Raw genomic sequence first — 23403 nt, forward strand, 5'->3', positions numbered from 1 at the left:
GTTCACACGACATTGTCCAGCAAACCTACCCCTTCGAATAGCCTATGCCGGCGCAGAGAAAGTTTTGGGAAAAAAACTCTCTTGTAACGTGGGGTCGCAAGATTATAGAGAAGTCGGGGTCAAAGGTCGACCCCTTTATGTGATTTGCTGCGGGTTTTTCAGGGTTTGGGGATGTGCGGCCTGATGCCCTCACCCCCAGCCCCTCTCCCACGGGGAGAGGGGAGCTTTAAGGCATATGCGCACGCTTCAGATACTCTTCGCTCTGCATCTCCTGCAAACGCGACAGGCAGCGCTGGAACTCAAATTTCAGTCGCTCCCCCTGATAGATGTTGTACAACTCGACTTCGGCGCTCACCACCAGCTTCACATGGCGTTCGTAGAATTCGTCCACCAGCGCGATAAAGCGGCGCGCTTCACTCTCAAGCAATGGCGTCATCACAGACACGTCAAACAACATCACGGTGTGGAACAGACGCGACAGCGCAATGTAGTCGTGCTGGCTGCGTGCGTCGACACACAGGGTATTAAAGGAGACCGCCAGCGTCTGGTTTTCTACGCCAAGAGTCGGCAGCGGACGATGATTAATCTCCAGCGTGGTCTGGTTCATCTGCGGCGTCCCCGCCAGTGCCAGCCACAGTTTATTCATCTGCTGGCGGGTCTCTGCGTTGAGCGGCGAAAGCCACAGGTGCGCCTGCGTCAACGTGCGTAGACGATAGTCGATGCCAGCATCGACATTCATGATATCGCAGTGCTCTTTAATCGCCTCGATCGCCGGCAGGAAGCGCGCGCGCTGTAGCCCATTACGATACAGTTCATCCGGCGGAATGTTGGAGGTCGCGACCAGCGTAATACCGCGCGCGAACAGCGCCTTCATCAGGCCGCCAAGGAGCATGGCATCGGTAATATCGGAAACAAAAAATTCATCAAAACACAGCACGTCGGTCTCGGCTTTAAAGCGTTCGGCCACAATTTCCAGCGGGTCAGTGTGCCCCTGGAGCGCGGCCAGTTCTTCATGCACGCGTAACATAAAGCGGTGGAAGTGCAGGCGCTGCTTCCGCTCGCCCGGTAGGCTTTGATAGAACATATCCATCAGCCAGGTTTTCCCTCGCCCCACGCCGCCCCACATATACAGGCCGCGTACGGCGCTCGGCGCGTCAGGCTCTTTCTTGCCGAGCAGTTTGCCAAAACGCGCGCGCAGGCCACCGACAGGGGCGGAGACGGGCGTTTTATGCTGGAGTTCCTGGTAAATGGTATCGAGACGGTTTACCGCCTCGCGCTGAACATCGTCAGGTTGATGGCTGCCCTCCTCGAGGGCCTGAAGGTAGCGCGATGTGGGGGACTGGCTTTGCATGATCTAATTGTTATTCCTTTGAAAACCGGTATGTCTTACTTCACGATTGACTAAAAAAAGTCCGTTCTACACTACGCGATGATGCGTCAGGATTCCACTTCTACAGGATTAGCGGTTATAGTGGCACTATCGGGCGCTGGTATGGAGTTGCCGAAGCCGCCAATACCCTACGGAACAACAAAACAATGGGAGATGTTCATGACCTGGGAATACGCGCTAATTGGGTTAGTTGTCGGTATCATCATCGGTGCCGTAGCCATGCGTTTTGGTAATCGTAAATTACGCCAGCAGCAGGCGTTGCAGTACGAGCTGGAGAAAAACAAAGCCGAGCTGGAAGAGTACCGCGAAGAGCTGGTCAGCCATTTCGCCCGCAGCGCCGAGCTGCTCGATAACATGGCCGATGACTATCGCCAGATCTACCAGCACATGGCGAAAAGCTCCAGCAATCTGCTGCCGGGCATGTCTGCGGAAGCCAACCCGTTCCGCAACCGTCTGGCCGAGTCCGAAGCCGGAAACGATCAGGCGCCGGTACAGATGCCGCGCGACTACTCCGACGGCGCATCCGGTCTGCTGCGTAGCGGTGCAAAACGCGATTAATCTGCATTCCACAAATATTTTACGGGCGCATGGCATGCGCCCGTCCTCTTCTGCCTACGCCGTCTATATTTACTTCAATAACATCAGTCTTTTCGGGAAGTCGTGTTCTTGCATCCAGGGTCATGAGGGCCAGCATCAATGAATAAATCAACTTTACTGTTAAGTGCGTTGGCGTTAAGCGTTGGGTTATCCCTCGCCGCTCCAGCGCCGGCGTTCGCGTCGCTGCCGACACAGGTTCCAGGCCAGGGCGCGCTGCCTAGCCTCGCGCCGATGCTGGAGAAAGTGCTGCCTGCGGTGGTGAGCGTTCAGGTAGAAGGAACGGCCCCCGTGAATCAGCAGGTGCCAGACGAGCTCAAAAAGTTCTTTGGCGACGATGGCGGCAACACGGCCAATGAGCCCACCCAGCAGTTTGAAGGTCTGGGCTCCGGCGTCATTATTGATGCCATTAAAGGCTACGTGCTAACCAACAATCACGTCATCAGCGACGCGCAGAAAATCAGCGTTCAGTTGAACGATGGCCGTGAGTTTGAAGCGAAGCTTATCGGCAGCGACGACCAGAGCGACATTGCGCTGTTACAAATCCAGAAAGCCAGCCATTTGACGCAAATCGCCATCGCCGATTCCGACAAACTGCGCGTGGGCGACTTCGCCGTGGCCGTCGGGAACCCGTTCGGCCTGGGGCAGACCGTCACATCCGGTATCGTCTCGGCGCTGGGCCGTAGCGGCCTCAATCTGGAAGGGCTGGAGAACTTCATTCAGACCGATGCGGCTATCAACCGCGGCAACTCCGGCGGCGCGCTGCTGAACCTGAACGGCGAGCTGATCGGTATCAACACCGCCATTCTGGCCCCCGGTGGCGGCAGCGTCGGTATCGGCTTTGCTATCCCCAGCAACATGGCACAGACCCTCGCTCAACAGCTGATTCAGTTCGGTGAAATCAAACGCGGCCTGCTCGGCATCCGCGGTATGGAGATGACCGCCGACATCGCCAAAGCGTTTAATCTCGATGTGCAGCGCGGGGCATTCGTTAGCGAAGTGCTGCCTGGCTCCGGTTCAGCAAAAGCGGGAATTAAATCCGGCGACGTGATTACCAGCCTGAACGGCAAGCCGCTGAACAGTTTCGCCGAGTTGCGTTCCCGCATCGCCACCACGGAACCGGGTTCGAAGGTCAAATTGGGCCTGCTCCGCGACGGTAAACCGCTGGAAGTGGAGGTGACGCTGGATAAGAGCGCCTCATCAACCGCCAGCGCACAGCTGATTATCCCGGCGCTGGAAGGGGCATCGCTCAGCGATGGCCAGGCGAAAAGCGGCACTAAAGGGGTTGTCATTTCTGGTGTGGAAAAAGGTAGCCCTGCCGCGCAAATCGGCCTGCATAAAGATGACGTCATCATCGGTATCAACCGCCAGCCGACACAGTCGATTGCCGAACTGCGCAAAGTGCTGGAAGCGAAACCGGCGGTTATCGCGCTGAATGTCATACGCGGTAATGAAAGTATTTACCTGCTTCTGCGCTAATCCACGAAAAACCGGGCATAGCCTGGAATGTATGTCCGGTTTTTCTCGTGGTATGCTTCGTCCAGTTTCCTCATCAACGATGCCTGTATCATGCTTGTAAAGCTCTTACGTTCGGTTGCACTTGGTTTACTGGTTGGCGGCATACTCATTGTCACCGTCCCTTCGTTGCGTCAGTGGAATCCGTTATCCACCGAGCGCTTTAGCAGTACAGATGAAGCCCCCGCCAGCTATAACACGGCGGTGCGCCGCGCTGCCCCTGCGGTGGTGAACGTCTATAACCGCAGTCTGAACAGCAACACCAATAATCAGCTGGAAATCAAAACGCTCGGCTCCGGGGTGATCATGGACGAGCGCGGCTACATTATTACCAACAAACATGTGATCAACGATGCCGATCAGATCATCGTCGCCCTCCAGGATGGTCGCGTGTTTGAAGCCCTGCTGGTCGGCTCCGATAGCCTGACCGATCTGGCGGTGCTGAAGATCAACGCCACCGGCGGCCTGCCGGTCATCCCCATTAACCCGAAGCGCACACCGCACATCGGTGACGTAGTGCTGGCCATCGGCAACCCGTACAACCTCGGGCAGACCATTACCCAGGGGATTATCAGCGCGACCGGTCGTATCGGCCTCAACCCAAGTGGTCGACAGAACTTTCTGCAGACCGATGCCTCTATCAACCACGGTAACTCCGGCGGCGCGCTGGTCAACTCGCTGGGTGAGCTGATGGGCATTAACACCCTCTCTTTCGATAAGAGTAACGACGGTGAAACCCCGGAGGGGCTGAGTTTCGCCATTCCGTTCCAGCTGGCAACCAAAATTATGGATAAGCTGATTCGTGACGGACGCGTGATTCGCGGCTTTATCGGCATCAGCGGACGAGAAATTGCCCCGCTGCATTCACAGGGCGGCGGTATCGATCAAATTCAGGGGATTGTCGTCAATGAGATAGCCCCGGATGGCCCGGCGGCACAGGCGGGTATTCAGAACAACGACGTGATTATTTCGGTCAACGGCAAACCGGCGATTTCCGCGCTGGAAACCATGGACCAGGTCGCCGAGATTCGTCCGGGATCGGTCATTCCGGTGGTCGTGATGCGTGATGATAAGAAACTGACCATGCAGGTCACCATTCAGGAATATCCGGCGTCGGGCTAAGCAGCAGAAAAAGCAAAGGGGCCATTGGCCCCTTTGTCACGTCTAAGGCGTCACGCCTTATTTATTGATGAAATCTTCACCCAGCTGAATATCTTTTCTCAGCGTCTCAAGCATACCTTCCAGCGCCTGCTGTTCGTAAGCGCTCAGTTTGCCAATCGACTGGCGTTCTTCAATCCCGTTTTTACCTAACAGCAGCGGCTGCGAGAAGAAGCGCGCGTACTGGCCGTCCCCTTCGACATAGGCGCATTCAACCACGCCCTTCTCGCCCTGCAGGGCGCGAACCAGAGACAGGCCGAAACGCGCCGCCGCCTGGCCCATGGAGAGCGTAGCCGAGCCGCCACCCGCCTTCGCTTCCACCACTTCGGTGCCCGCGTTCTGGATGCGTTTGGTCAGGTCGTTCACTTCCTGATCGGAGAAGCTCACGCCGGAGATTTGCGATAATAAAGGCAGAATGGTCACGCCAGAGTGGCCGCCTATCACCGGCACTTCAACTTCGCTGGCGCTTTTACCTTTTAGCTCCGCCACGAAAGTGTTGGAGCGGATGATATCCAGCGTGGTCACGCCGAACAGTTTGTTCTTGTCATATACGCCCGCCTTTTTCAGCACTTCAGCGGCAATGGCCACTGTGGTATTCACCGGGTTGGTGATAATACCAATACAGGCTTTCGGGGCGGTTTTGGCGATTTGTTGCACCAGGTTTTTGACAATACCGGCGTTAACGTTAAACAGATCGGAGCGATCCATACCGGGCTTACGCGCCACACCGGCGGAAATCAGGACCACATCAGCCCCTTCCAGCGCAGGTGTAGCGTCTTCACCGGAGAAGCCTTTGATTTTAACATCCGTCGGAATATGGCTGAGATCGACCGCCACACCTGGCGTGACGGGGGCAATATCATAGAGAGAGAGTTCTGAACCTGAAGGCAGTTGGGTCTTTAGTAGTAGGGCAAGCGCCTGGCCAATACCGCCGGCGGCACCAAGGACTGCGACTTTCATCCTAAACTCCTTATTATGGTTAATGACTTTCAGGTAACAACCTGTCGTGGACCGCATAAACCAACGCAGGAGATACCAGTTGTTACTCCATTGCGGCGACCTTAATTCACAAGGTAAATAATTACAATATAATTGCTTACAGAATGCGGGCCATTCAACAGCATCCGCACTACTCCCAGAAAAAGGCCTTTCTACGAAACCAAATTTTCATCAACTATCGATTACAATATACTCAGCACGTTGCGTAAAACAACAGCAATTTAATAACATTTCATTTACTTTTAACTTATTTGGATCCCGTGATATAGGCATGTTTCTTAGGTCTAATTTTTGATAAAATCCGCCCTTTCTCTATTTGGCTTAGCCTCTGGAGCAAATTATTTTGCATAAAAATTCACCTATATGCATAATAATGTTAATTTCACCACCATACTCGGGTGACTTATGCGAAGTTCAACTAAACAAGAAGAATTAGTTAAAGCCTTTAAAGCATTACTGAAGGAAGAAAAATTTAGCTCTCAGGGCGAAATTGTTCAGGCCTTGCAGGAAGAAGGTTTCGATAATATTAACCAGTCCAAAGTTTCTCGTATGCTGACCAAGTTTGGCGCCGTGCGTACCCGCAACGCTAAAATGGAAATGGTTTACTGCCTGCCGGCCGAGCTGGGCGTGCCGACAACCACCAGCCCGCTGAAGAATCTGGTGCTGGATATTGATTACAACGATGCGGTCGTGGTTATCCATACCAGCCCCGGCGCTGCACAGCTGATCGCTCGCCTGCTTGACTCTCTGGGCAAAGCGGAAGGCATTCTCGGCAGTATTGCCGGTGACGACACGATTTTCACCACGCCGGCACGCGGGTTCACCGTTAAAGATCTCTACGAGGCCATCCAGGTTCTGTTCGAGCAGGAGCTGTAATCCCTCTTCCTTTCTCCTCTGGTCCACCAGAGGAGCTGCTTTAACTGCAAATTCCCCTACGTTTCACTCCCGTCTCGTTAACATTAAGTGCGATTTTCTGCCCACAATCATAGATCCAGTGAATATATCCGTTCATAAGCGCACAAAAAATCAAATTCTAATATCTATTTGATTTTGCTCACTATTAACACTTAACTTTACCAAAATGTCTCTTTTTTTATACGTATCTGTTCTAAAAATGACGATTTTTGAGATCTAATTACACGCGAAACCATTAGCTAGGTATTAATATTTTATGTGATTAGTGTATACTTAATTTCGTGATGAGGGTCACAAAACAAAGACCTTCCAAAAAAATTCGACGAGGTGAGTATCATGAAAATCAAAACAACTGTTGCCGCTCTGAGCATCCTTTCCGTTATCTCTTTCGGTGCGTTTGCCGCTGACTCTATCAGCAGCGATCAAGCACAAAGCCGTCAGTCAATCGGCACCGTTTCCATCGGTTCCGTCGGTTCATCTCCGATGGATATGCACGAAATGCTGAACAAAAAAGCGGAAGAACAAGGTGCATCATCCTATCGCATCATTGAAGCGCGTACCGGCGCTCATTGGCACGCAACGGCTGAACTGTACAAATAAGTTCGCGTCAGGCAGCACGTCGGCAGTGTAGAAAAGTTTAATACCCAGCGGTCCCAGGAATCAGAAACAACATCCTCTCACCGCTGAAGAATGAAGAATATGGTGAGGAGTAAAACATTATGAAAAGCGCAATGATCATCGCATCCCTTGGTCTGGCATCCGTTCTGTCCTTCGGCGCAAGTGCCGCAGTGCAACAGGTTAACGCGGAGCAGGCACAGAATCTGCAATCCGTCGGCACCGTTTCTGTTTCTCAGATCGGTAGCGACCCGATGGATATGCGCAGCGCATTAGCCGCTAAAGCCGAAAAACAAGGCGCCAGCAGCTACCGCATTATTGAAGCCCGTACCGGCGACCATTGGCACGCTACGGCTGAGCTGTACAAATAAACCCTCGTCGTCTTGTCCGACGACTTGCCCTCGCCCTTATGCGAGGGCTTTTTTATGCTCGTTGCACGTTGAACCGCAGCATCCCTTCCAGCTCTTCTTCCGCTTCATCAAACAGCAGAATCAGCGCGCCGTAGCGACGACGCTGCTTGTCGTCAAGATGGATAAACTCGATCTCCAGCGGTAACGGCATTTGTGGGCCGGTGACCGCATCCCAAAGTGCATCCAAATCGCGAATCGACTCACGATCGAGGGCAAAGAGTTGAGCGAACTCCCGATAAAAATCGCCCTGATCCTCTATCTCGTCAAAATCAAAAGTATAGATTTTCATCTCACGCCCTCTCCCATCCTGCAAACTAAAGTCCCCCAATGTGCAGCGTTTTTACCTCAAGGTACTCTTCCAGTCCCAGCACCGAGCCTTCACGCCCCAGCCCGGACTCCTTAACGCCGCCGAATGGCCCCAGCTCAGTTGACACTGCACATTCGTTAATACCGATCATCCCGCTTTCTAACGCCTGCGAGACGCGGAACACGCGAGACAGGTTTTGCGTATAGAAATAGGCGGCCAGGCCGTAGGGCGTATCATTCGCCCGGTGAATAACATCATCCTCATCGCGGAAGCGGAAGCACGCCGCCAGCGGGCCAAACGTCTCTTCCTGCGCCAGCAACATCTGTTCCTGACAGTCGCCCAGCACCGTCGGCTGCCAGAAGTTGCCGCCCAGCTCATGAGGCTGACCGCCAGCCAGCACCTTCGCCCCCTTCGAGACGGCGTCTTCTACGTGCTCACGCACTTTTTTCACTGCCGCCGCTTCAATCAGCGGGCCAACGACCACGCCATCATCCAGACCGTTGCCGACTTTCAGCGCTTTCACGGCGGCGGCAAGCTGGCTGGTGAAACGGTCATAGACGCTATCGTGAATATAGAAACGGTTCACGCTGACGCACACCTGCCCGGCGTTGCGGAATTTATTGGCTACCGCCCCCTGTACCGCCGCGTCGATATCCGCATCCTCAAAGACGATATAGGGCGCATTGCCCCCCAGCTCCATCGAGACTTTCTTCATGGTTTCCGCAGCGTTACGCACCAACGTTTTCCCCACCGCCGTCGAGCCGGTGAAGGAGATCTTACGCACGTCGTGGCTCGCCATTATGGCGTCGCTGATTTCTGCCGTGTTCCCCGCCACCGCGTTCAGCACACCGTCAGGGATCCCGGCCTTCTTCGCCAGCGCCAGCAGCGCGAACGCGCAGAGCGGCGTGTTGTTGGCAGGCTTAATCACCCCGGTACAGCCCGCGGCCAGCGCCGGGCCGAGCTTACGAGTCAGCATCGCCATCGGGAAGTTCCACGGCGTGATCGCCGCCACCACGCCAATCGGTTCACGCGTCGCCAGAATGCGCGAGCCGGGTTTCGCCGGGGGAATGATCTCCCCATTTGCCCGCTTGCCCTGTTCGGCAAACCACTGGATAAAGCTCGCCGCGTAATCCACTTCCCCTTCCGCCTCTTTCAGCGGTTTGCCTTGTTCAATGGTCATCAGACGCGCCAGCCAGCTTTTATTTTCAATCATCAGCTGATACCAGCGATAAAGCAGCTCCGAGCGCGCTTTTGCCGTTTTTGCCCGCCACTGTGGGAACGCTTTTGCCGCGGCGGCAATCGCCTGTTCGGTCTCATGCTTTCCGGCCTTCGCTACCTTTGCTACCACCTCGCCCGTTGCTGGGTTCAGCACGTCAAAGGTGGCGTCGAGATGGCGCCATTCGCCATTGACCAGATAGCCTGTTTGAAAAAGGTCATTGTCCTGTAGCGCTTGCGTGGTCATTACACCCTCCTGAAAAGTGTTTCCAGTTAAGTATAGCTATCGCTTTTACGGCAATAGTTGCCAGAATAACGAAAGTCGCATTAATGACGGGGAAGCGTGCTGTGATGAGTGAATATCCTGTTTTCAATAAGCTGCGCCAGGAACTCGGTTTGGCGCATTTCGCTACGAATAAGGTGACGTTAAGCGGTTGTGGGCCAATTTATCCCACGCCGTTTGCCATCGGTGACGCCGCCGCATCAATACTGGCGCTGCAGGGGATTATGCTGGATGCGCTGAGAGGTACTCAGCAGGACATTCACGTTAACGCCCACTGTGCCGCCGCATCGACCCACGCGGTGACCTTTCAGCAACAGAACGGGTATAACTGGCAGTACAACGATCCCGACTATCCCACTACCGATTTCTATTTGACCCAGGACAACCGCTGGATTTTCCTGCACGGCGGATACCCGCGGCTGCGTGACGGTATTCTCGATATCCTTGATGTGCCGAATAACCGCGCCAGAGTGGCGCAGGCGGTCGCAAAATGGAACGCCGAGGCGCTCGAAGAGACGATAGCCCGCGCCGGGCTGTGCGCGGCAATCGCCCGCAGTCATGATGAATGGCTGGCGCATCCTCAGGGGCTGGCGGTGAGCCAGGAGCCGCTAATCCGCTTCACGCGTCTGACCGACAGCCCCCCTAAACCTCGCCAGTACGGCAATGAGCGGGTTCTTCAGTCGCTGCGGGTGCTGGACTTCACGCATGTGATTGCCGGGCCAACTGCCACCCGCGGGCTGACGCAAATGGGCGCTGACGTGCTGCATATCTCATCTCCCTATCGCCCACGTATTCTGCCGTTTGACGTCGATACCAATCACGGTAAACGCAACGCCTACCTCGAACTGTCCAGCGCCGATGGGGCAAGGCGAGCGGCGCAGCTGGTGCGCGATGGCGACGTGTTTGTGCAGAGCTATCGCCCAGGCGCGCTCGCCCGCTATGGGCTCAGCAATGAGGAACTGGCGCGCAACAATCCGCACATTATCACCGTGAACCTCAACTGCTACGGACATCGGGGGCCATGGAAAGACCGTCCAGGGTTTGAACAACTGGCTCAAACGGTGACGGGAATGGCGGTGGCGCAGGGCGAAGGAGGCCAGCCGCAGCTGGGGCCAACCTATCCCAACGACTATTTGAGCGGCTACCTGGCGACACTCGGTGTGTTGATAGCGCTGGAGCGTCAACGTCACGAAGGCGGCGCATGGCAGGTGGATGTATCGCTGTGTCGAACGGCAACATGGTTACAGGAGTTGGGAAGCCTGGCTGAGTGGCGTCACGTACCGCCACCGGATGCTCAAGCCATCGCGAGCGCGATGGCAGTGGAACAGGGGCCGTTTGGCGAACTGCGTTACTTCAATAGCGCGCTGTCGTTGGCGCACACGCCGATGCGCTTCTCGCAGCCAGCGATGCCGCTGGGGGCACACGAGGCCGCGTGGTGGTAAATTTCCCGGGTCTATTCGGCCCGGGAAATTAACTAATTGATGGTTAAAGCGCTCTGATACTTATGCAGCATCGCCACCAGCCGTTCAACCGGCTGCGTCACCTGCTCGGGCGCTTCCCAGACGCGAAGCTTATTCTGGTAAACACTCAATTCATCCAGCAACCGCGAGAAGTAGTAATGGCGTTTATCGTCGCTGCTGGCCGAAATCACCTTATCGGCGGTGCGGCGCAACTGGCGGTGGAAAGCCGACAGATCGTCATTGACTGGAATCGGCGCGTCACGCAGGCGTTGGTGCGCAATGATAAGCGTCAGCGCCAGGCGGAACTTAGCGACATCGCCGGGAAACTTGTTCAGCAGTAAAAAGAGCTGCTGATACAACGCCGGCAGATGGTTCTCTTTGCGCCGCGCCATATTGGTGGTCATCGCCGAAACGGCGGCAAACACAAACTGGTTCAGCAACACACGGCCAGTGCGCAAGCGCGAGTTATCGCGAATCAGCAGAATGACGATCAGCGCCATAAAGCAACCGACAATCTGCCCCAGCGCGCTGTCGAGAAACTGGCTGAAGTGGAAAGTCATCGGGTTATCCAGCACCAGAATGTTGATGGTACTGGCCAGCGCGCCAAGCGAGCCCAGCCGCCGTTTCTGCACCTCAATGCCGATAAAGAAGCACATCACCGCCAGGCTCAGGCACAGCAGGAACATACTTTGCTGGGTGGCGGGCATGATCACCAGGAAATAGAGCGCGCCGATCGGCAAAGCGGCAATCGTCCCGTAAAGGAAGTCGATCGCAACCATGCGCGGATTGGGAAGACGCATCGCCAGCGAGGTCACCACGGCGATCATCACCATCGCCCCGCTACCTGAGGTCCAGCCGGTCCATAACCAGAATAAAATGCCCAGCGCGCAGGAAACCGTGGTACGCCAGAAGTTGACCATCGCATGATGACGTTCGGCGGATTCCGGCCTCACCACCACTTCGCTTTGCAGAATTTCTTCTTCGCGGGCGCTGATCTTGGCGTTGCCAACCACACCACGTCTGAGCAGCAGGTAGCGCGTGGCCGCACCGACCCAACTGTAGATGGTGACCGGCGTATCGTGTTCGCCGGTCCACGCCAGCACGCGACGCATGCGCTTAAGCTGACGATGTACATCCTGCACCGTCTCGACCGGCTCCTCAAACAGCTCGCGGTAAGCGTCTGTCACCAGCTCCGGGCGCGAATTCTGCATGATAAACGTTTCAACGGCCTGGGTGATCATCGTCAGTGAGACGGTATTTAGCGCTTTCAGGCGACGGTTAGCGCGTGTCCAGCGTGATGACTCCATATTCAGGTTGCTACGCATACCTTCCAGCGCGGTAGCGCGGCGCACCAGCGCAAGCCAGGCGCGATCCATCTCATCGCTGTCACCGTGCTTAATGCACAGTTGCATCAGGCGGTATTGATCGATGAGCATCGAATCCAATTCGTTATCGATCTCTTTTTTGATCGAACGCGGAGAGAACAGCAGATCGGCGACGATCGCGCAGACGATACCGATCACGATCTCGCTACAGCGCTCTACTGCGAACTGCGGCGTTAACAGCGGTTCGGCCTGAATGGTAATAACGATAATCAGCGCCGTATAGCCGGAAAGCCCCCAGGCGTAGGAGTTCTCGACGCGCACCAGCGACGAGATCCAGGTGCAGAAACCGGCCCAAATGCTGCACACCAGCAGCATCAGCAACGGCGCGCGGATCATGGTGATAATAATCACCAGCGCGGCGATACAGCCGATAAAGGTGCCTACAATACGCAGCATCCCGCGGTAACGAATCGCCCCCGCGTAAGGTTCGCCCCCCGCAGCAAAGGCCGGACCGGCGGCCACCAGCGCGGCGGTCAGCACCGCCCAGCGCGGAGTTTCAAGCTGAAAGTGAAAGCCGACAAACAGCGCCAGCACCACCGCGCAGGCCAGTTTGATGGCAAAGCGGATGTGCTGGTTGGCAATACTGAAGATGCCCATGGCGATTAACCGAATTCACGCAGGCGCAGCGCCAGTTTCTGGAAGAACGTCATCTGGCTGGCATCGCGATCTTTTTCACCGGTGATCACCACCGTAGCGGTCGTGCCCGCTGGCCACAGGTTACCCGGTTCGTCATCAAGATGAATACGGACCGGCACGCGCTGGGCCAGGCGTACCCATTCCAGGTTGGAATCAACGGTCGCCATCCCTTTACTGTCGACGCTGCTGCTGGCGTTGGTGACGCCCGCCGCCATGCTGTCAACGGTTCCTTTTAATACGCGGTTACTGCCCAGCGGCGTAATTTCCGCACGGTAGCCAGGACGCACGCGCTCCAGCTTGGTCTCTTCCAGATAGGCCATCACGTAGAAGGAGTGCTGTTTCACCAGCGCCACCGCCGTGGAACCTCGGGTAATAAACTCACCGGCATAGACGTTCAGGTTGGTTATCCAGCCGTCTGCTGGCGCGCGAATTACGGTACGCTCAAGATCAAGACGCGCGAGATCGCGGGTTGCCTGCGCCTTCGCTAACTGATGCAAAACGGTTTGCAGCACGTTGTTAGACTGATCGATCTCTTCACGCGACATCGCATTGATGCCTAGCTTGTTACGACGCCCGGCTTCACGGCTTTTCTCTTCAGCCAGCGCCTGGTAGTAGGAGACATCGGCTTCTGCTTCGGCCAGCGCCTTCTGGTAGCGCGGCTGATCAATCACAAACAGAACCTGATTTTTGGTAACCAGTTGGTTATCCTTGACCTGTACACCAGTAATGAGGCCCGACACGTCGGGAGCGATAGCCACGACGTCCGCGCTAAAGCGCGCATCGCGAGTCCAGGGGGATTCGGTGTAATAGACCCAGGCGCGGAAAATAGCGATGAACGCCAGGATAACCAGTATCACCGTAATCGCGGTACGGGAGATATTTCTTGTTAGTGTTTTCACATCTACCTCAAACGAACAAACGTGATATCAGATAAAACAGGCAGCAATACAGTGCCGTGTTGAACAACGCGGGATGCCAGACAAAATCGTAGATCCCGGTTGGCACCAGCACTCGATGCACCACCCAAAAAATGGCGAGCGACAACAGCAGCTCAAAGAAGATCGGTGGAAAAGAGAGACCGAAAATCACGATGACAGGAAACAGGCTCATGTTGACCTTACTAGACTAGCGTGCAGGTGAGATTGAAACTTTAGTTATGCAACTAACAGTATATTAACGTAACTGTTATAGCCTTATCTACATAGTGTGATGCAAATCACTTTTAAGCCAGAGTGAACAATGGAACGATTAAAACGGATGTCGGTGTTTGCCAAGGTTGTCGAGCATGGCTCCTTTACCGCCGCGGCACGACAGCTACAAATGAGCGTCTCTTCCATCAGCCAGACTGTCTCTAAACTGGAAGATGAGCTCCAGGTCAAACTGCTTAATCGCAGTACGCGGAGCATTGGTTTAACCGAAGCCGGTAAAATTTACTACCAGGGCTGCCGCCGCATGCTGCACGAAGTCCAGGATGTTCACGAACAGCTTTACGCGTTTAATAACACGCCGATTGGAACGCTGCGTATCGGCTGCTCTTCAACTATGGCACAAAATGTTCTCGCACGGATCACCGCCGATATGTTGAAAAAGTATCCCGAGTTAACGGTCAATCTGGTCACCGGCATTCCCGCGCCAGACCTGATTGCCGACGGGCTGGACGTGGTCATTCGCGTCGGATCCTTACAAGATTCCAGCCTCTTTTCACGTCGGTTAGGCGCGATGCCGATGGTGGTGTGCGCCGCGAAAAGCTACCTGCAACAGGCGGGAGTGCCGGAGAAACCCGCCGACCTCGCCAATCACTCGTGGCTGGAGTACAGCGTACGCCCGGATAACGAATTCGAGTTGATCGCCCCGGAAGGCATTTCCACGCGCCTCATTCCCGAAGGACGTTTTGTCACCAACGATCCCATGACGCTCACCCGCTGGCTTTCGGCAGGCGCCGGGCTGGCCTACGTGCCCCTGATGTGGGTGATCGAGGAGATCAACCGCGGGGACGTGGAAATTCTCTTCCCACGTTATCAGTCCGATCCCCGTCCGGTGTATGCCCTGTATACCGAGAAAGACAAACTGCCGCTAAAAGTGCAAGTCTGCATCAACTACCTGACCGAGTATTTTGTTGAAGTGGCGGAATTATTTCAGGGAATGCGCGGAAGAAGGAAAGAGTAGTGCAGGGATATGTCTTTAAACCTTAAAAAAGACTATAGATATACTTTATCTGAATATCTTCACCACATCGTTATCGCTAATCTAAAATATCCACCTTTGGACTATCAAGATTAGCGAATTGACACTACCGCCGAGCGTCACCTATCTTATTATTTATATCTGAAATTGAGACTATTATATTAGTTGCAGATATAAATAATAAGCATGCAATATTCAGGATTACTTTAGACAAGGGCCATCTATGAATCTATTTGAAATGACGCCGCCTTCACGCCGGCGCTATGGACTCGCCGCGTTCATTGGTTTAATCGCTGGGATTGTCTCGGCCTTCGTCAAATGGGGTGCAGAAGTTCCGCTGCCTCCACGTAGCCCTACTGATTTATTTAGCAGCGCATGCGGGCCGGAACAATTGATCAGAGCGGCCGGTCAAATTGACTGTTCGCGCAATTTCCTGAACCCACCCTATGTATTTCTACGCGATTGGTTAGGTGTTGCCGACCCTAACGCGGTGGTATATACATTTGCCGGTCATATATTTAACTGGGTTGGCGTCACACATATTATTTTCTCTATCGTCTTCGCTGTTGGCTATTGCGTAGTCGCGGAAGTCTTCCCGAAAATTAAACTCTGGCAGGGTCTGCTTGCAGGGGCCTTAGCCCAACTTTTCGTCCATATGATCTCATTCCCATTGATGGGATTAACACCGCCGCTTTTTGAACTTCCCTGGTACGAGCACGTCTCCGAAATCGTCGGGCACCTGATCTGGTTCTGGTCTATTGAAATCATTCGTCGTGATTTACGTAACCGTATTACTCATGAGCCGGACCCCGAGATTCCGCTGGATCATATTCGCTAAAAAAAATGGCGCGACTCCGGGAGTCGCGCCATTCACGCATATCACTTTTCAGGTCAGACGGTGCCGCCAACGGTCAGGTTATCCACCTTCAGCGTCGGCTGGCCAACGCCAACCGGCAGGCTCTGACCTTCTTTACCACAAACGCCTACGCCGTTATCCAGCTTCAGATCGTTACCGACCATCGACACCTGCTGCATGGTTTCGATACCGGAACCAATCAGCGTGGCCCCTTTCACCGGCTTAGTCACCTTACCGTTTTCAATCAGGTAGGCTTCCGACGTTGAGAAGACGAATTTCCCGGAGGTGATATCCACCTGGCCACCGCCGAAGTTAGGCGCATACAGGCCGTACTCCACGGATTCAATAATTTCCTGCGGCGTGGATTTGCCCGCCAGCATGTAGGTGTTGGTCATACGCGGCATCGGCAGATGCGCATAAGATTCACGACGCCCGTTACCGGTTGGCGCCACGCCCATCAGGCGCGCGTTGAGTTTGTCCTGCATGTAACCTTTCAGAATGCCGTTCTCTATCAAGACGTTGTACTGACCCGGCACGCCTTCATCGTCAATCGCCACGGAACCGCGACGATCGCCGATCGTACCGTCATCCACAATCGTACATAGCTCAGACGCCACCAGTTGGCCCATCTGCCCGCTAAAGACCGAAGTGCCGCGACGGTTGAAGTCGCCTTCCAGACCATGGCCCACCGCTTCGTGCAGCAGCACGCCCGGCCAGCCCGCGCCAAGCACAACCGGCAGCGTCCCCGCCGGCGCAGCGACTGCCGACAGATTGACCAGCGCCATGCGCACGGCTTCTTTCGCCCACGCGTCGGCGCGGACTTCACCGTCGAGGTCAGCCAGGAAATAGTCATAGCCAAAACGACCGCCGCCGCCGCTGGCGCCGCGTTCGCGTTTACCGTCTTGTTCCACCTGCACGCTGACCGACAGACGCACCAGCGGACGCACATCCGCCGCCAGCGTACCGTCGGTTGCCGCCACCAGAATCAGCTCATACACGCCGGTCAGGCTGGCGGTAACTTCCTGCACCCGCGAGTCTGCGGCACGCGCGACGCTGTCGACGCGGCGCAGAATATCCAGTTTCTCTTCGCGCGTCATGCTTTGTAGCGGATCCAGCGAGGTGTACAGCGCCGGGTGTTCAACCGCCCCCAGGGTTTGTACTTTACCGTCGCCCGCATCGCGCACGATGGTACGTGCCGCCTGCGCGCTCTGCTCCAGCGACAGCAGGCTAATCTGGTCGGCGTAGGCAAAGCCAGTTTTCTCACCGCTGACCGCACGCACGCCGACGCCCTGGTCGATGTTGTAAGAACCGTCTTTAATGATACGGTCTTCTAAAACCCAGGATTCGTGATAGCTGGACTGAAAATAGAGATCGCCATAGTCCAGACGGCGCTCCGTGAGTTGACCAAGAATGGCAAACAGGTCCTGATGATTCAGGCCGTTCGCCGCCAGCAATTGTTCACTTACCAGGTTTAGACTCATTATTTCGTTACTCACTAATGCCCGCGTGCCTTAAGCATAGCGGGCCTGTATTCCGGGTGTTTGTCGTATGAGATTGAGGCAATTCAAGGCTTGCGTCAAATCACGGCTATTTATTGCTACGCGCCTGGCGCAGCACTTCGTTAATTTGTGGCTTGTCGATCGGGCCGGTGATGCGATAACGCAGGATCGAGACCTTGTTCCACAATGGCCCCAGTACCTTGGTCGCGGCAAACACCGCCGCGCCGATAATCGGGTTCACCGCGAAAGCCGTCGCCACGCCGACCGTCGCCGAGATTTCCGGCGCGACAATCGCTTCCATATTCAACTCGCGGCGCACCAGGTCAACCGAGCCTTTCATGGCGATATCCGCCTCCAGGCCATCCACCAGCGTATCATCAGTATTCAGCACCCCGTCCTTAATCCACGCGGTGCTGCGGATGGAGTCAAAGTAGAACCCGTCACTGAAGGTGTCACTAAAGTCAAAGCGCAGCTTACGCAACAACGCATCGACGCTCAGCAGGCGCAGCAACTGCCCGGCGTGGCCGGTAGAAATATCGGTAAACTGCCCTTTGCTGACGCGCGATTTGAGAATACCGTTCAGCGAAGCGACATCCGGCTGCCATGGTTTATCACGCCAATGTAAATCGTAGTCTACATCAACGGACGCGTCGCGAATTGGCGTGGAAACGCCGAAGAAGGCCACCGCATCATCAACGTTGTTACCGTGAATTTTGCCCTTCAGCGAGGTGCGCTGGCCAGAGGCCGCATTCACCCACACGCCCTCGGCGGTCAAGCGGCCAAAGCCGGTATCCACCAGGCCATTTGCCAGCGAGAGCGTATCGCCTTTGACGCTGAAATCACCGTCGATTCGCCCGTATTTCTGCCCCCATAGCCAGCACTCAGCGCAGCGCAGCTGGAGATCGGGCCAACCATGGAAGTCGATAGCGCTGCTGCTGGCGGTGGCGTTCACGCTTCCGCTGCTGGCTGTCTGCGCCAGCGGGTTCGCCGACGGGTTGTAGTAGAGATAGCGCACCGCGGCCTGCCACGGCGAGTTGTTCTTCATCGTCAGGCTGGCGTTAATTTCGCGGCCCTGCGCTTCCACGCGCGATCCGTCAGCCGTCGGTTTTGAGACCAGACTCAGGTTGTTCCACTGCTGGCCAGCAAAGGCCAGCGACGGTGTGCGCAGCGTGACGCTTTCCGGGAACGAGGCAGCGGAGCTCACGCTATCCGCCGCGCCGCGCTGGAACAGGGCCAGCCACTGCGCGCCATCCATCGGCGGTAAGTTCAGTTCAACTCCCGGCGCCTGCGGCAGCGGCGGTATCGTACGGCTGTCCGAGGTCCAGATGGCGCTCTGGAGCGCCAGCTTATTACCCAGCAGCCAGCGGCTGTTAATGTGGTTACTCTGACCGACGTTGCCAGTCAGGTCGAAACTGCGCAGATTGCCGTCGACGTCAATTTTAAGCGGCAGCGCCTGACCCGCCGTTTTGTTGGCTGGCGAAGGTAAGTTACTACTCACATTCTGCAGATCGCCGGTAATGCCTACCTTGTAGGTGGCGCTACCGTGATACGGCAGCTCAATCGCGACATTGCCTTTCCACGGCACGCTGCCTTTCAACGCATCGTTGAGCTGTTTCGGCAGCACGCCCATTTTAACGGGCTGCCAGTCGGCCTGCATATTCACGCCCACCTGATACGCTTTCGCCCCTTCGGTGGTGGTGAAATCGATATTCAGCGGCTGATTAAACCAGGTTGCCGTCAGCGGTTCACTGGTCAGGTTGCCGTTTTCAAAGCTGAATTTGCCTTTCAGGTTATGCAGCGTGCTGTCCAACGGCTTGATAAACAGGCTGTTGTTATTCAGTGCTACGTTGCCTTTCGCGGTGACCTGTTCGCCGTCGAGCGGGATATCGAGATGTAAGCGTGCACTCACATCGCCGTCAATCTGCAACTCTTCAAGGGCCGCCGCCAGCGAGTCGTGCAGAGGCGTCTCCTGGAAATACGGACCAACCGCTTTGCCCGGACCGTTGATATCGGCGTCGATCAGCAGCTTCTCTTTCTCGTAGTCTGGAATGGCCGCCTCAAGATTACTGGCGGTCACGCCGCCGAGCGTCGCTTTATCCGCCTTCATCCACAGGCCTTCGTTAATAAAGTTCAGCTCAATATCAAGATTGGTCAGCGCTGGCCAGTCCGGCTGGAAGGCAAAGGTCGCATCGTGCAGTGGAACGTAGACCTGGAACTGGCCTTCGTTGTGCTTATAAGGGAACAGGTGCGGGTTACCGCCATACACCAGCGTGGCGTTTTCCGCCTTGCCAGCTTTGATCGCGCCGCTCAGGTAATCAACCAGCTTCTTACCCATCAGGTTTTCCGGGAAGTAGCGCCACGCCTGGCCGCCATCATTGGTGCTGATCCCGGCGAGAATGCCCAGCCAGGGCTGATCGTCTTTTGGCTGAAGATAGCGGAAACCACCGGCAGCACGAACGCCGGTCGCCTGCACGTCGATATTGCGCCCGTCCAGCATGAAGCCTTTGTCGTTGTTCACCCAGTTCAGCGTAGCCGTGCCGTTGGCAATCTCCAGCGGCGCGCGGAACACGTGCTCGTAAGGCATCAGCGCTTTTTGCATGGCGACGTGCAGCGCGCCGTTCTCGACGCTGCCCGATATGCTGCCGGAAACATGTTCAGCCCCCGGCAGCAACTTCCACTGCTTCCAGGCCAGATTGTCCCAGCTCGCGTTAAAGCGCGTTTTGCTGGTTTCCTGGAGAGGAATATCCATCGCCAGGGCATCAACCATGCCGCTCGGCTGAGCCGTACGCCAGATATCAGCCACTTCCGGCGAGAGCTTCTCGGCGATTGGCAGCAGGCCGTTTAACCCGGCGAGCGACAGGTGGCTGGCACGAATACGCAGTTCATCGCTGCGCTTAGCGTCTGGCCCGCCGACTTCCTGAGCCGGGATCCATGCCAGCGCCAGCGCGCCGCGCGGCCATGGCGTATCATCAATGGTGATGCGGGTATCGGGAATGCGGAATTCCCAGCCCTCTTTTTCCCGAGAAAGATGCGCGGTGAGGTTGTCCACCGAGAGCTGATGCGTTTGCTGGTCGCCCTGCCAGCTGGCGCCGCCCTTTTTCAGCCACACGTCGCCGTTGGCCACTTCACCTTTATCCAGCGACACCCAGCCTTCAAGACTAAAGCGCGCGCTGGTCAGCGCGATGTTGTCCTGCATCCACCGCCCGAGCCACGGCTTGACATCGATATCATCGGCCTGCAACCAGAGCCGCCCTTTATTGAGCAGGCCGTTTTCATCGCGCAAGTCCATGCGCACTTTCATCACTCCGTGCTGTCCGGTGAGGCTGGAAAGGCTCAGCTCACCTTCGGCACGGTGACGGTTTTTGTCATTCACCCATGTGAGCTGCGGCACCGCAAGTTCGGCACGCTGGCCGGAGAGGGTCAGGAAACTGAGGTGACTGTCGCGTAAGGTGAAGTGGTCGAACTGGCGTAGGAAGAGATCGCCGATGCGATCGCCCTTCAGGCCATCGTCGCTGTCGTTTTTCTGCAACGGCGTGTTGGTGTGAATTTGCAGCTGCCAGAAGGTCAGCTCGCGGAACTGCCAACGCATGTGCAGCAGGCTTTGCCAGACGTCCAGCGCCATGGAGGCGCGTTTGATGGAGAGTTCGCCGCCGTCATTCAGCCCGGCTTTGATATCACGAACATCGAGGGTCGGGCCAAAATTCTGCCAGCTGGCCTGGATTTGTGAGGCGGAGACCGGCAGCCCGGTCGCCGTTTCAATTTTACCCAGCAGCGCCGGACGCCATTTATCCAGATGCGGCAGCGCCAGACGCAGGCCGCTCACCAGCAGCGCGACAACGACAACCAGTGTGGCAACGGTGAGCAGTAAAATCCCCGGCAATCGCCTCACGCATCTCTCCTTGGGTCGCAGCAGGCTGCGTTATTACATCATGACCACATCAAACTGCTCCGGGTTATAGAGCGGTTCGATTTGAACTTTGACCTGCTTACCCACAAAGATCTCCACTTCCGCCAGCGCGTGGGATTCTTCACCCTTCAGCGTTTCCGCCACCGAAGGAGAAGCATAGACCAGGAAGCGATCGGAGTCGTAGGCGTGATGAACGCGCACAATTTCACGCATGATTTCATAGCATACCGTTTCAACGGTTTTCACCGTGCCGCGACCATGGCAGGTAGGGCATTCGGTGCACAGCACGTGCTCGACGCTTTCACGAGTGCGCTTACGAGTCATCTCCACCAGCCCCAGCGGCGAGAACCCGTTCACGCTGGTTTTGACCCTGTCTTTACTCAGCGCCTGTTCCAACGAGTGCAGCACCCGGCGACGGTGATCTTCATTATTCATATCGATAAAGTCGATGATGATAATGCCGCCAAGATTACGCAGACGCAGCTGACGCGCAATCGCCTGAGTGGCTTCAATATTGGTGTTGAAAATGGTGTCATCGAGATTACGGTGGCCGACAAAGGCCCCGGTATTGATGTCCACGGTAGTCATCGCTTCGGTCTGGTCGATAACCAGATAGCCGCCTGACTTAAGTTCCACTTTACGCTCCAGCGCACGCTGGATTTCATTCTCAACATCGAAGAGATCGAAGATAGGCTGGCGACCGCTGTAGTGCTCAAGCTTACTGGTCATTTCAGGCATATATTCAGCCGTGAATTCCATTAACGCTTCGTAGGTCAAACGGGAATCAACGCGAATTTTATCCAGCTGAGCGTCAGCAAAGTCGCGGAGCACACGCTGCGCCAGCGCAAGCTCGCCATACATCTGGTAGCGGGTCTGTGGGCGTTTTTTACGCTCCATCACTTTCGTCCACACGCGCTTAAGGTAGGCGGCATCGGAGGCTAAATCCTCCTCGCACACCCCTTCCGCGGCGGTACGAATGATAAATCCGCCCTGTTCATCGCAGTAATCGGCCACCACTTTCTTTAAGCGGTCGCGTTCGGCTTCACTTTCAATACGCTGTGACACGCCGACGTGAGAAGCGCCAGGCATAAAGACCAGGTAGCGAGAAGGTAAGGTGATGTCGGTGGTCAGACGCGCGCCTTTGGTTCCCAGCGGATCTTTCACCACCTGCACCATCAGATCCTGTCCCTGACGCACCAGTTCAGAAATATCGCGGACGGTGAACTGCTTTTGCTCTTCACCCGCCACGCATTCGGTATGCGGCATGATATCGGAGGCGTGAAGGAACGCCGCCTTATCGAGACCAATATCTACAAAAGCCGCCTGCATACCCGGTAAGACACGACTAACACGACCTTTGTAGATATTGCCTACTATTCCGCGTCGCGCTTCACGCTCAATATGAATTTCCTGCAAAATGCCGCCATCGATGTACGCCACCCGCGTCTCCGATGGCGTCACGTTCACTAATAGTTCAGCCGTCATGTGTATCCCTTTTTTCACGTAGCGAGTTAAAGTTACTCAGCAACTCATACGTTTCCACCAGCGGTAAGCCGACTACGGCGTGATAGCTGCCATTTATCTTCCTGACGAAACAGCCACCCAGCCCTTGAATACCGTATGCACCTGCTTTATCTAAAGGTTCTCCGCTCGCAACATACGCTGCGATATCGTCATCAGAGAGCGTCCGGAAGGTCACATCAGTGACCACCAGACAGTCGAGCGTTTGCTGGCTATCGGCCAGCGCAACAGCAGTCATCACCTGATGGGTATTCCCCGAAAGCTTACGCAGCATCGCTGCCGCATGTGCTTCATCGCGCGGTTTCTCCAGCACTTCACCGTTGAGGATAACAATGGTATCTGCTCCCAGAACCGGGAGATCTTCGCTCGCTAAGGCGACACCCGCCTGCGCTTTCTCGCGCGCCAGTCGCGCCACGTAGTGCTGTGCATCCTCATGAGGACGGCGCACTTCTTCAATACCCGGAACCACTTTCTCAAAGGTCACCCCTAACTGAGTGAGCAGTTCCTGACGACGTGGAGAACCTGAAGCAAGATAGAGAGATACCATAACGACC

At 55.6% G+C, this 23403-nt stretch carries 20 protein-coding genes; 9 read left to right on the plus strand and 11 right to left on the minus strand.

Annotation, left to right across the window (positions count from 1 at the left end; all coding sequences use genetic code 11):
• Positions 1–226: 226 nt before the first annotated feature.
• Positions 227–1351: a cell division protein ZapE gene (zapE, locus tag ACW14G_RS14150; RefSeq protein WP_163447764.1), complete on the minus strand. Its 1125-nt coding sequence runs from the start codon at positions 1349–1351 to the stop codon at positions 227–229.
• Positions 1352–1549: 198 nt separating this feature from the next.
• Between zapE and zapG the strand changes: the two genes are divergently transcribed.
• The 3 genes from zapG to degS all read left to right on the plus strand — a co-directional run bounded on the left by zapG (position 1550) and on the right by degS (position 4621).
• Complete coding sequence (gene zapG, locus ACW14G_RS14155; protein ID WP_064541800.1) at positions 1550–1948, plus strand: Z-ring associated protein ZapG; 399 nt, start codon at positions 1550–1552, stop codon at positions 1946–1948.
• Between the two features lie 138 nt (positions 1949–2086).
• Positions 2087–3463, plus strand: a complete 1377-nt coding sequence (degQ, locus tag ACW14G_RS14160; protein ID WP_249022684.1) for a serine endoprotease DegQ — start codon at positions 2087–2089, stop codon at positions 3461–3463.
• A 90-nt stretch (positions 3464–3553) separates the two neighbouring features.
• Entirely contained in the window at positions 3554–4621 is a 1068-nt protein-coding gene (gene degS, locus ACW14G_RS14165; protein ID WP_163447762.1) for an outer membrane-stress sensor serine endopeptidase DegS, read from the plus strand.
• 57 nt (positions 4622–4678) lie between these two features.
• Here the strand turns inward: degS and mdh are convergent, their stop codons facing one another.
• Complete coding sequence (gene mdh, locus ACW14G_RS14170; RefSeq protein WP_163447761.1) at positions 4679–5617, minus strand: malate dehydrogenase; 939 nt, start codon at positions 5615–5617, stop codon at positions 4679–4681.
• 444 nt (positions 5618–6061) lie between these two features.
• On the opposite strand from mdh, the gene argR reads away from it, so the two are divergent.
• From argR to yhcN-B, 3 genes are all read left to right on the plus strand, one after another.
• Positions 6062–6532 (plus strand): transcriptional regulator ArgR, encoded by a 471-nt coding sequence (gene argR, locus ACW14G_RS14175; RefSeq protein ID WP_035891195.1) that lies wholly within the window; start codon positions 6062–6064, stop codon positions 6530–6532.
• A 375-nt stretch (positions 6533–6907) separates the two neighbouring features.
• Positions 6908–7171 carry a peroxide/acid stress response protein YhcN gene (gene yhcN, locus ACW14G_RS14180; protein WP_065356166.1) on the plus strand — a complete coding sequence of 88 codons (264 nt, stop codon included), beginning with the start codon at positions 6908–6910 and terminating at the stop codon, positions 7169–7171.
• A 119-nt stretch (positions 7172–7290) separates the two neighbouring features.
• Positions 7291–7557, plus strand: coding sequence for a DUF1471 family stress response protein YhcN-B (gene yhcN-B, locus ACW14G_RS14185; protein WP_064541780.1), 267 nt, complete (start codon positions 7291–7293; stop codon positions 7555–7557).
• Between the two features lie 52 nt (positions 7558–7609).
• On the opposite strand, the gene ACW14G_RS14190 is transcribed toward yhcN-B, so the two are convergent.
• Both ACW14G_RS14190 and ACW14G_RS14195 read right to left on the minus strand, forming a co-directional pair.
• Complete coding sequence (locus tag ACW14G_RS14190) at positions 7610–7885, minus strand: barstar family protein (RefSeq protein WP_167574942.1); 276 nt, start codon at positions 7883–7885, stop codon at positions 7610–7612.
• Between the two features lie 25 nt (positions 7886–7910).
• Positions 7911–9365 (minus strand): NAD-dependent succinate-semialdehyde dehydrogenase, encoded by a 1455-nt coding sequence (locus ACW14G_RS14195; RefSeq protein WP_167574941.1) that lies wholly within the window; start codon positions 9363–9365, stop codon positions 7911–7913.
• Between the two features lie 104 nt (positions 9366–9469).
• Between ACW14G_RS14195 and ACW14G_RS14200 the strand changes: the two genes are divergently transcribed.
• The gene (locus tag ACW14G_RS14200) at positions 9470–10843 is read left to right on the plus strand and encodes a CoA transferase (RefSeq protein ID WP_419058649.1); all 1374 of its coding nucleotides are present in this window, start codon (positions 9470–9472) and stop codon (positions 10841–10843) included.
• Between the two features lie 32 nt (positions 10844–10875).
• Here the strand turns inward: ACW14G_RS14200 and aaeB are convergent, their stop codons facing one another.
• From aaeB to aaeX, 3 genes are read right to left on the minus strand one after another with little or no spacing between them, the layout of a single operon-like run.
• Positions 10876–12843 (minus strand): p-hydroxybenzoic acid efflux pump subunit AaeB, encoded by a 1968-nt coding sequence (aaeB, locus tag ACW14G_RS14205; protein WP_163446525.1) that lies wholly within the window; start codon positions 12841–12843, stop codon positions 10876–10878.
• A 5-nt stretch (positions 12844–12848) separates the two neighbouring features.
• Positions 12849–13781 carry a p-hydroxybenzoic acid efflux pump subunit AaeA gene (aaeA, locus tag ACW14G_RS14210; RefSeq protein ID WP_163446526.1) on the minus strand — a complete coding sequence of 311 codons (933 nt, stop codon included), beginning with the start codon at positions 13779–13781 and terminating at the stop codon, positions 12849–12851.
• Positions 13782–13788: 7 nt separating this feature from the next.
• Positions 13789–13992: a p-hydroxybenzoic acid efflux pump operon protein AaeX gene (gene aaeX, locus ACW14G_RS14215; protein WP_064541762.1), complete on the minus strand. Its 204-nt coding sequence runs from the start codon at positions 13990–13992 to the stop codon at positions 13789–13791.
• Between the two features lie 129 nt (positions 13993–14121).
• Between aaeX and aaeR the strand changes: the two genes are divergently transcribed.
• Both aaeR and ACW14G_RS14225 read left to right on the plus strand, forming a co-directional pair.
• Positions 14122–15048 (plus strand): HTH-type transcriptional activator AaeR, encoded by a 927-nt coding sequence (gene aaeR / locus ACW14G_RS14220; protein ID WP_167574939.1) that lies wholly within the window; start codon positions 14122–14124, stop codon positions 15046–15048.
• 241 nt (positions 15049–15289) lie between these two features.
• The gene (locus tag ACW14G_RS14225; RefSeq protein ID WP_163446528.1) at positions 15290–15904 is read left to right on the plus strand and encodes a YagU family protein; all 615 of its coding nucleotides are present in this window, start codon (positions 15290–15292) and stop codon (positions 15902–15904) included.
• A 53-nt stretch (positions 15905–15957) separates the two neighbouring features.
• On the opposite strand, the gene tldD is transcribed toward ACW14G_RS14225, so the two are convergent.
• The 4 genes from tldD to ACW14G_RS14245 all read right to left on the minus strand — a co-directional run bounded on the left by tldD (position 15958) and on the right by ACW14G_RS14245 (position 23396).
• Positions 15958–17403, minus strand: coding sequence for a metalloprotease TldD (gene tldD / locus ACW14G_RS14230; RefSeq protein WP_249022682.1), 1446 nt, complete (start codon positions 17401–17403; stop codon positions 15958–15960).
• 106 nt (positions 17404–17509) lie between these two features.
• Positions 17510–21310 carry an AsmA2 domain-containing protein YhdP gene (yhdP, locus tag ACW14G_RS14235; RefSeq protein ID WP_249022681.1) on the minus strand — a complete coding sequence of 1267 codons (3801 nt, stop codon included), beginning with the start codon at positions 21308–21310 and terminating at the stop codon, positions 17510–17512.
• A 33-nt stretch (positions 21311–21343) separates the two neighbouring features.
• Positions 21344–22813 carry a ribonuclease G gene (gene rng, locus ACW14G_RS14240; protein WP_064541745.1) on the minus strand — a complete coding sequence of 490 codons (1470 nt, stop codon included), beginning with the start codon at positions 22811–22813 and terminating at the stop codon, positions 21344–21346.
• Positions 22803–23396, minus strand: coding sequence for a Maf family protein (locus ACW14G_RS14245; RefSeq protein WP_163446531.1), 594 nt, complete (start codon positions 23394–23396; stop codon positions 22803–22805). Before ACW14G_RS14245 ends, rng begins: the two co-directional genes overlap by 11 nt.
• Between the last annotated feature and the right edge of the window lie 7 nt (positions 23397–23403).

This window comes from Kluyvera sp. (assembly GCF_965301105.1).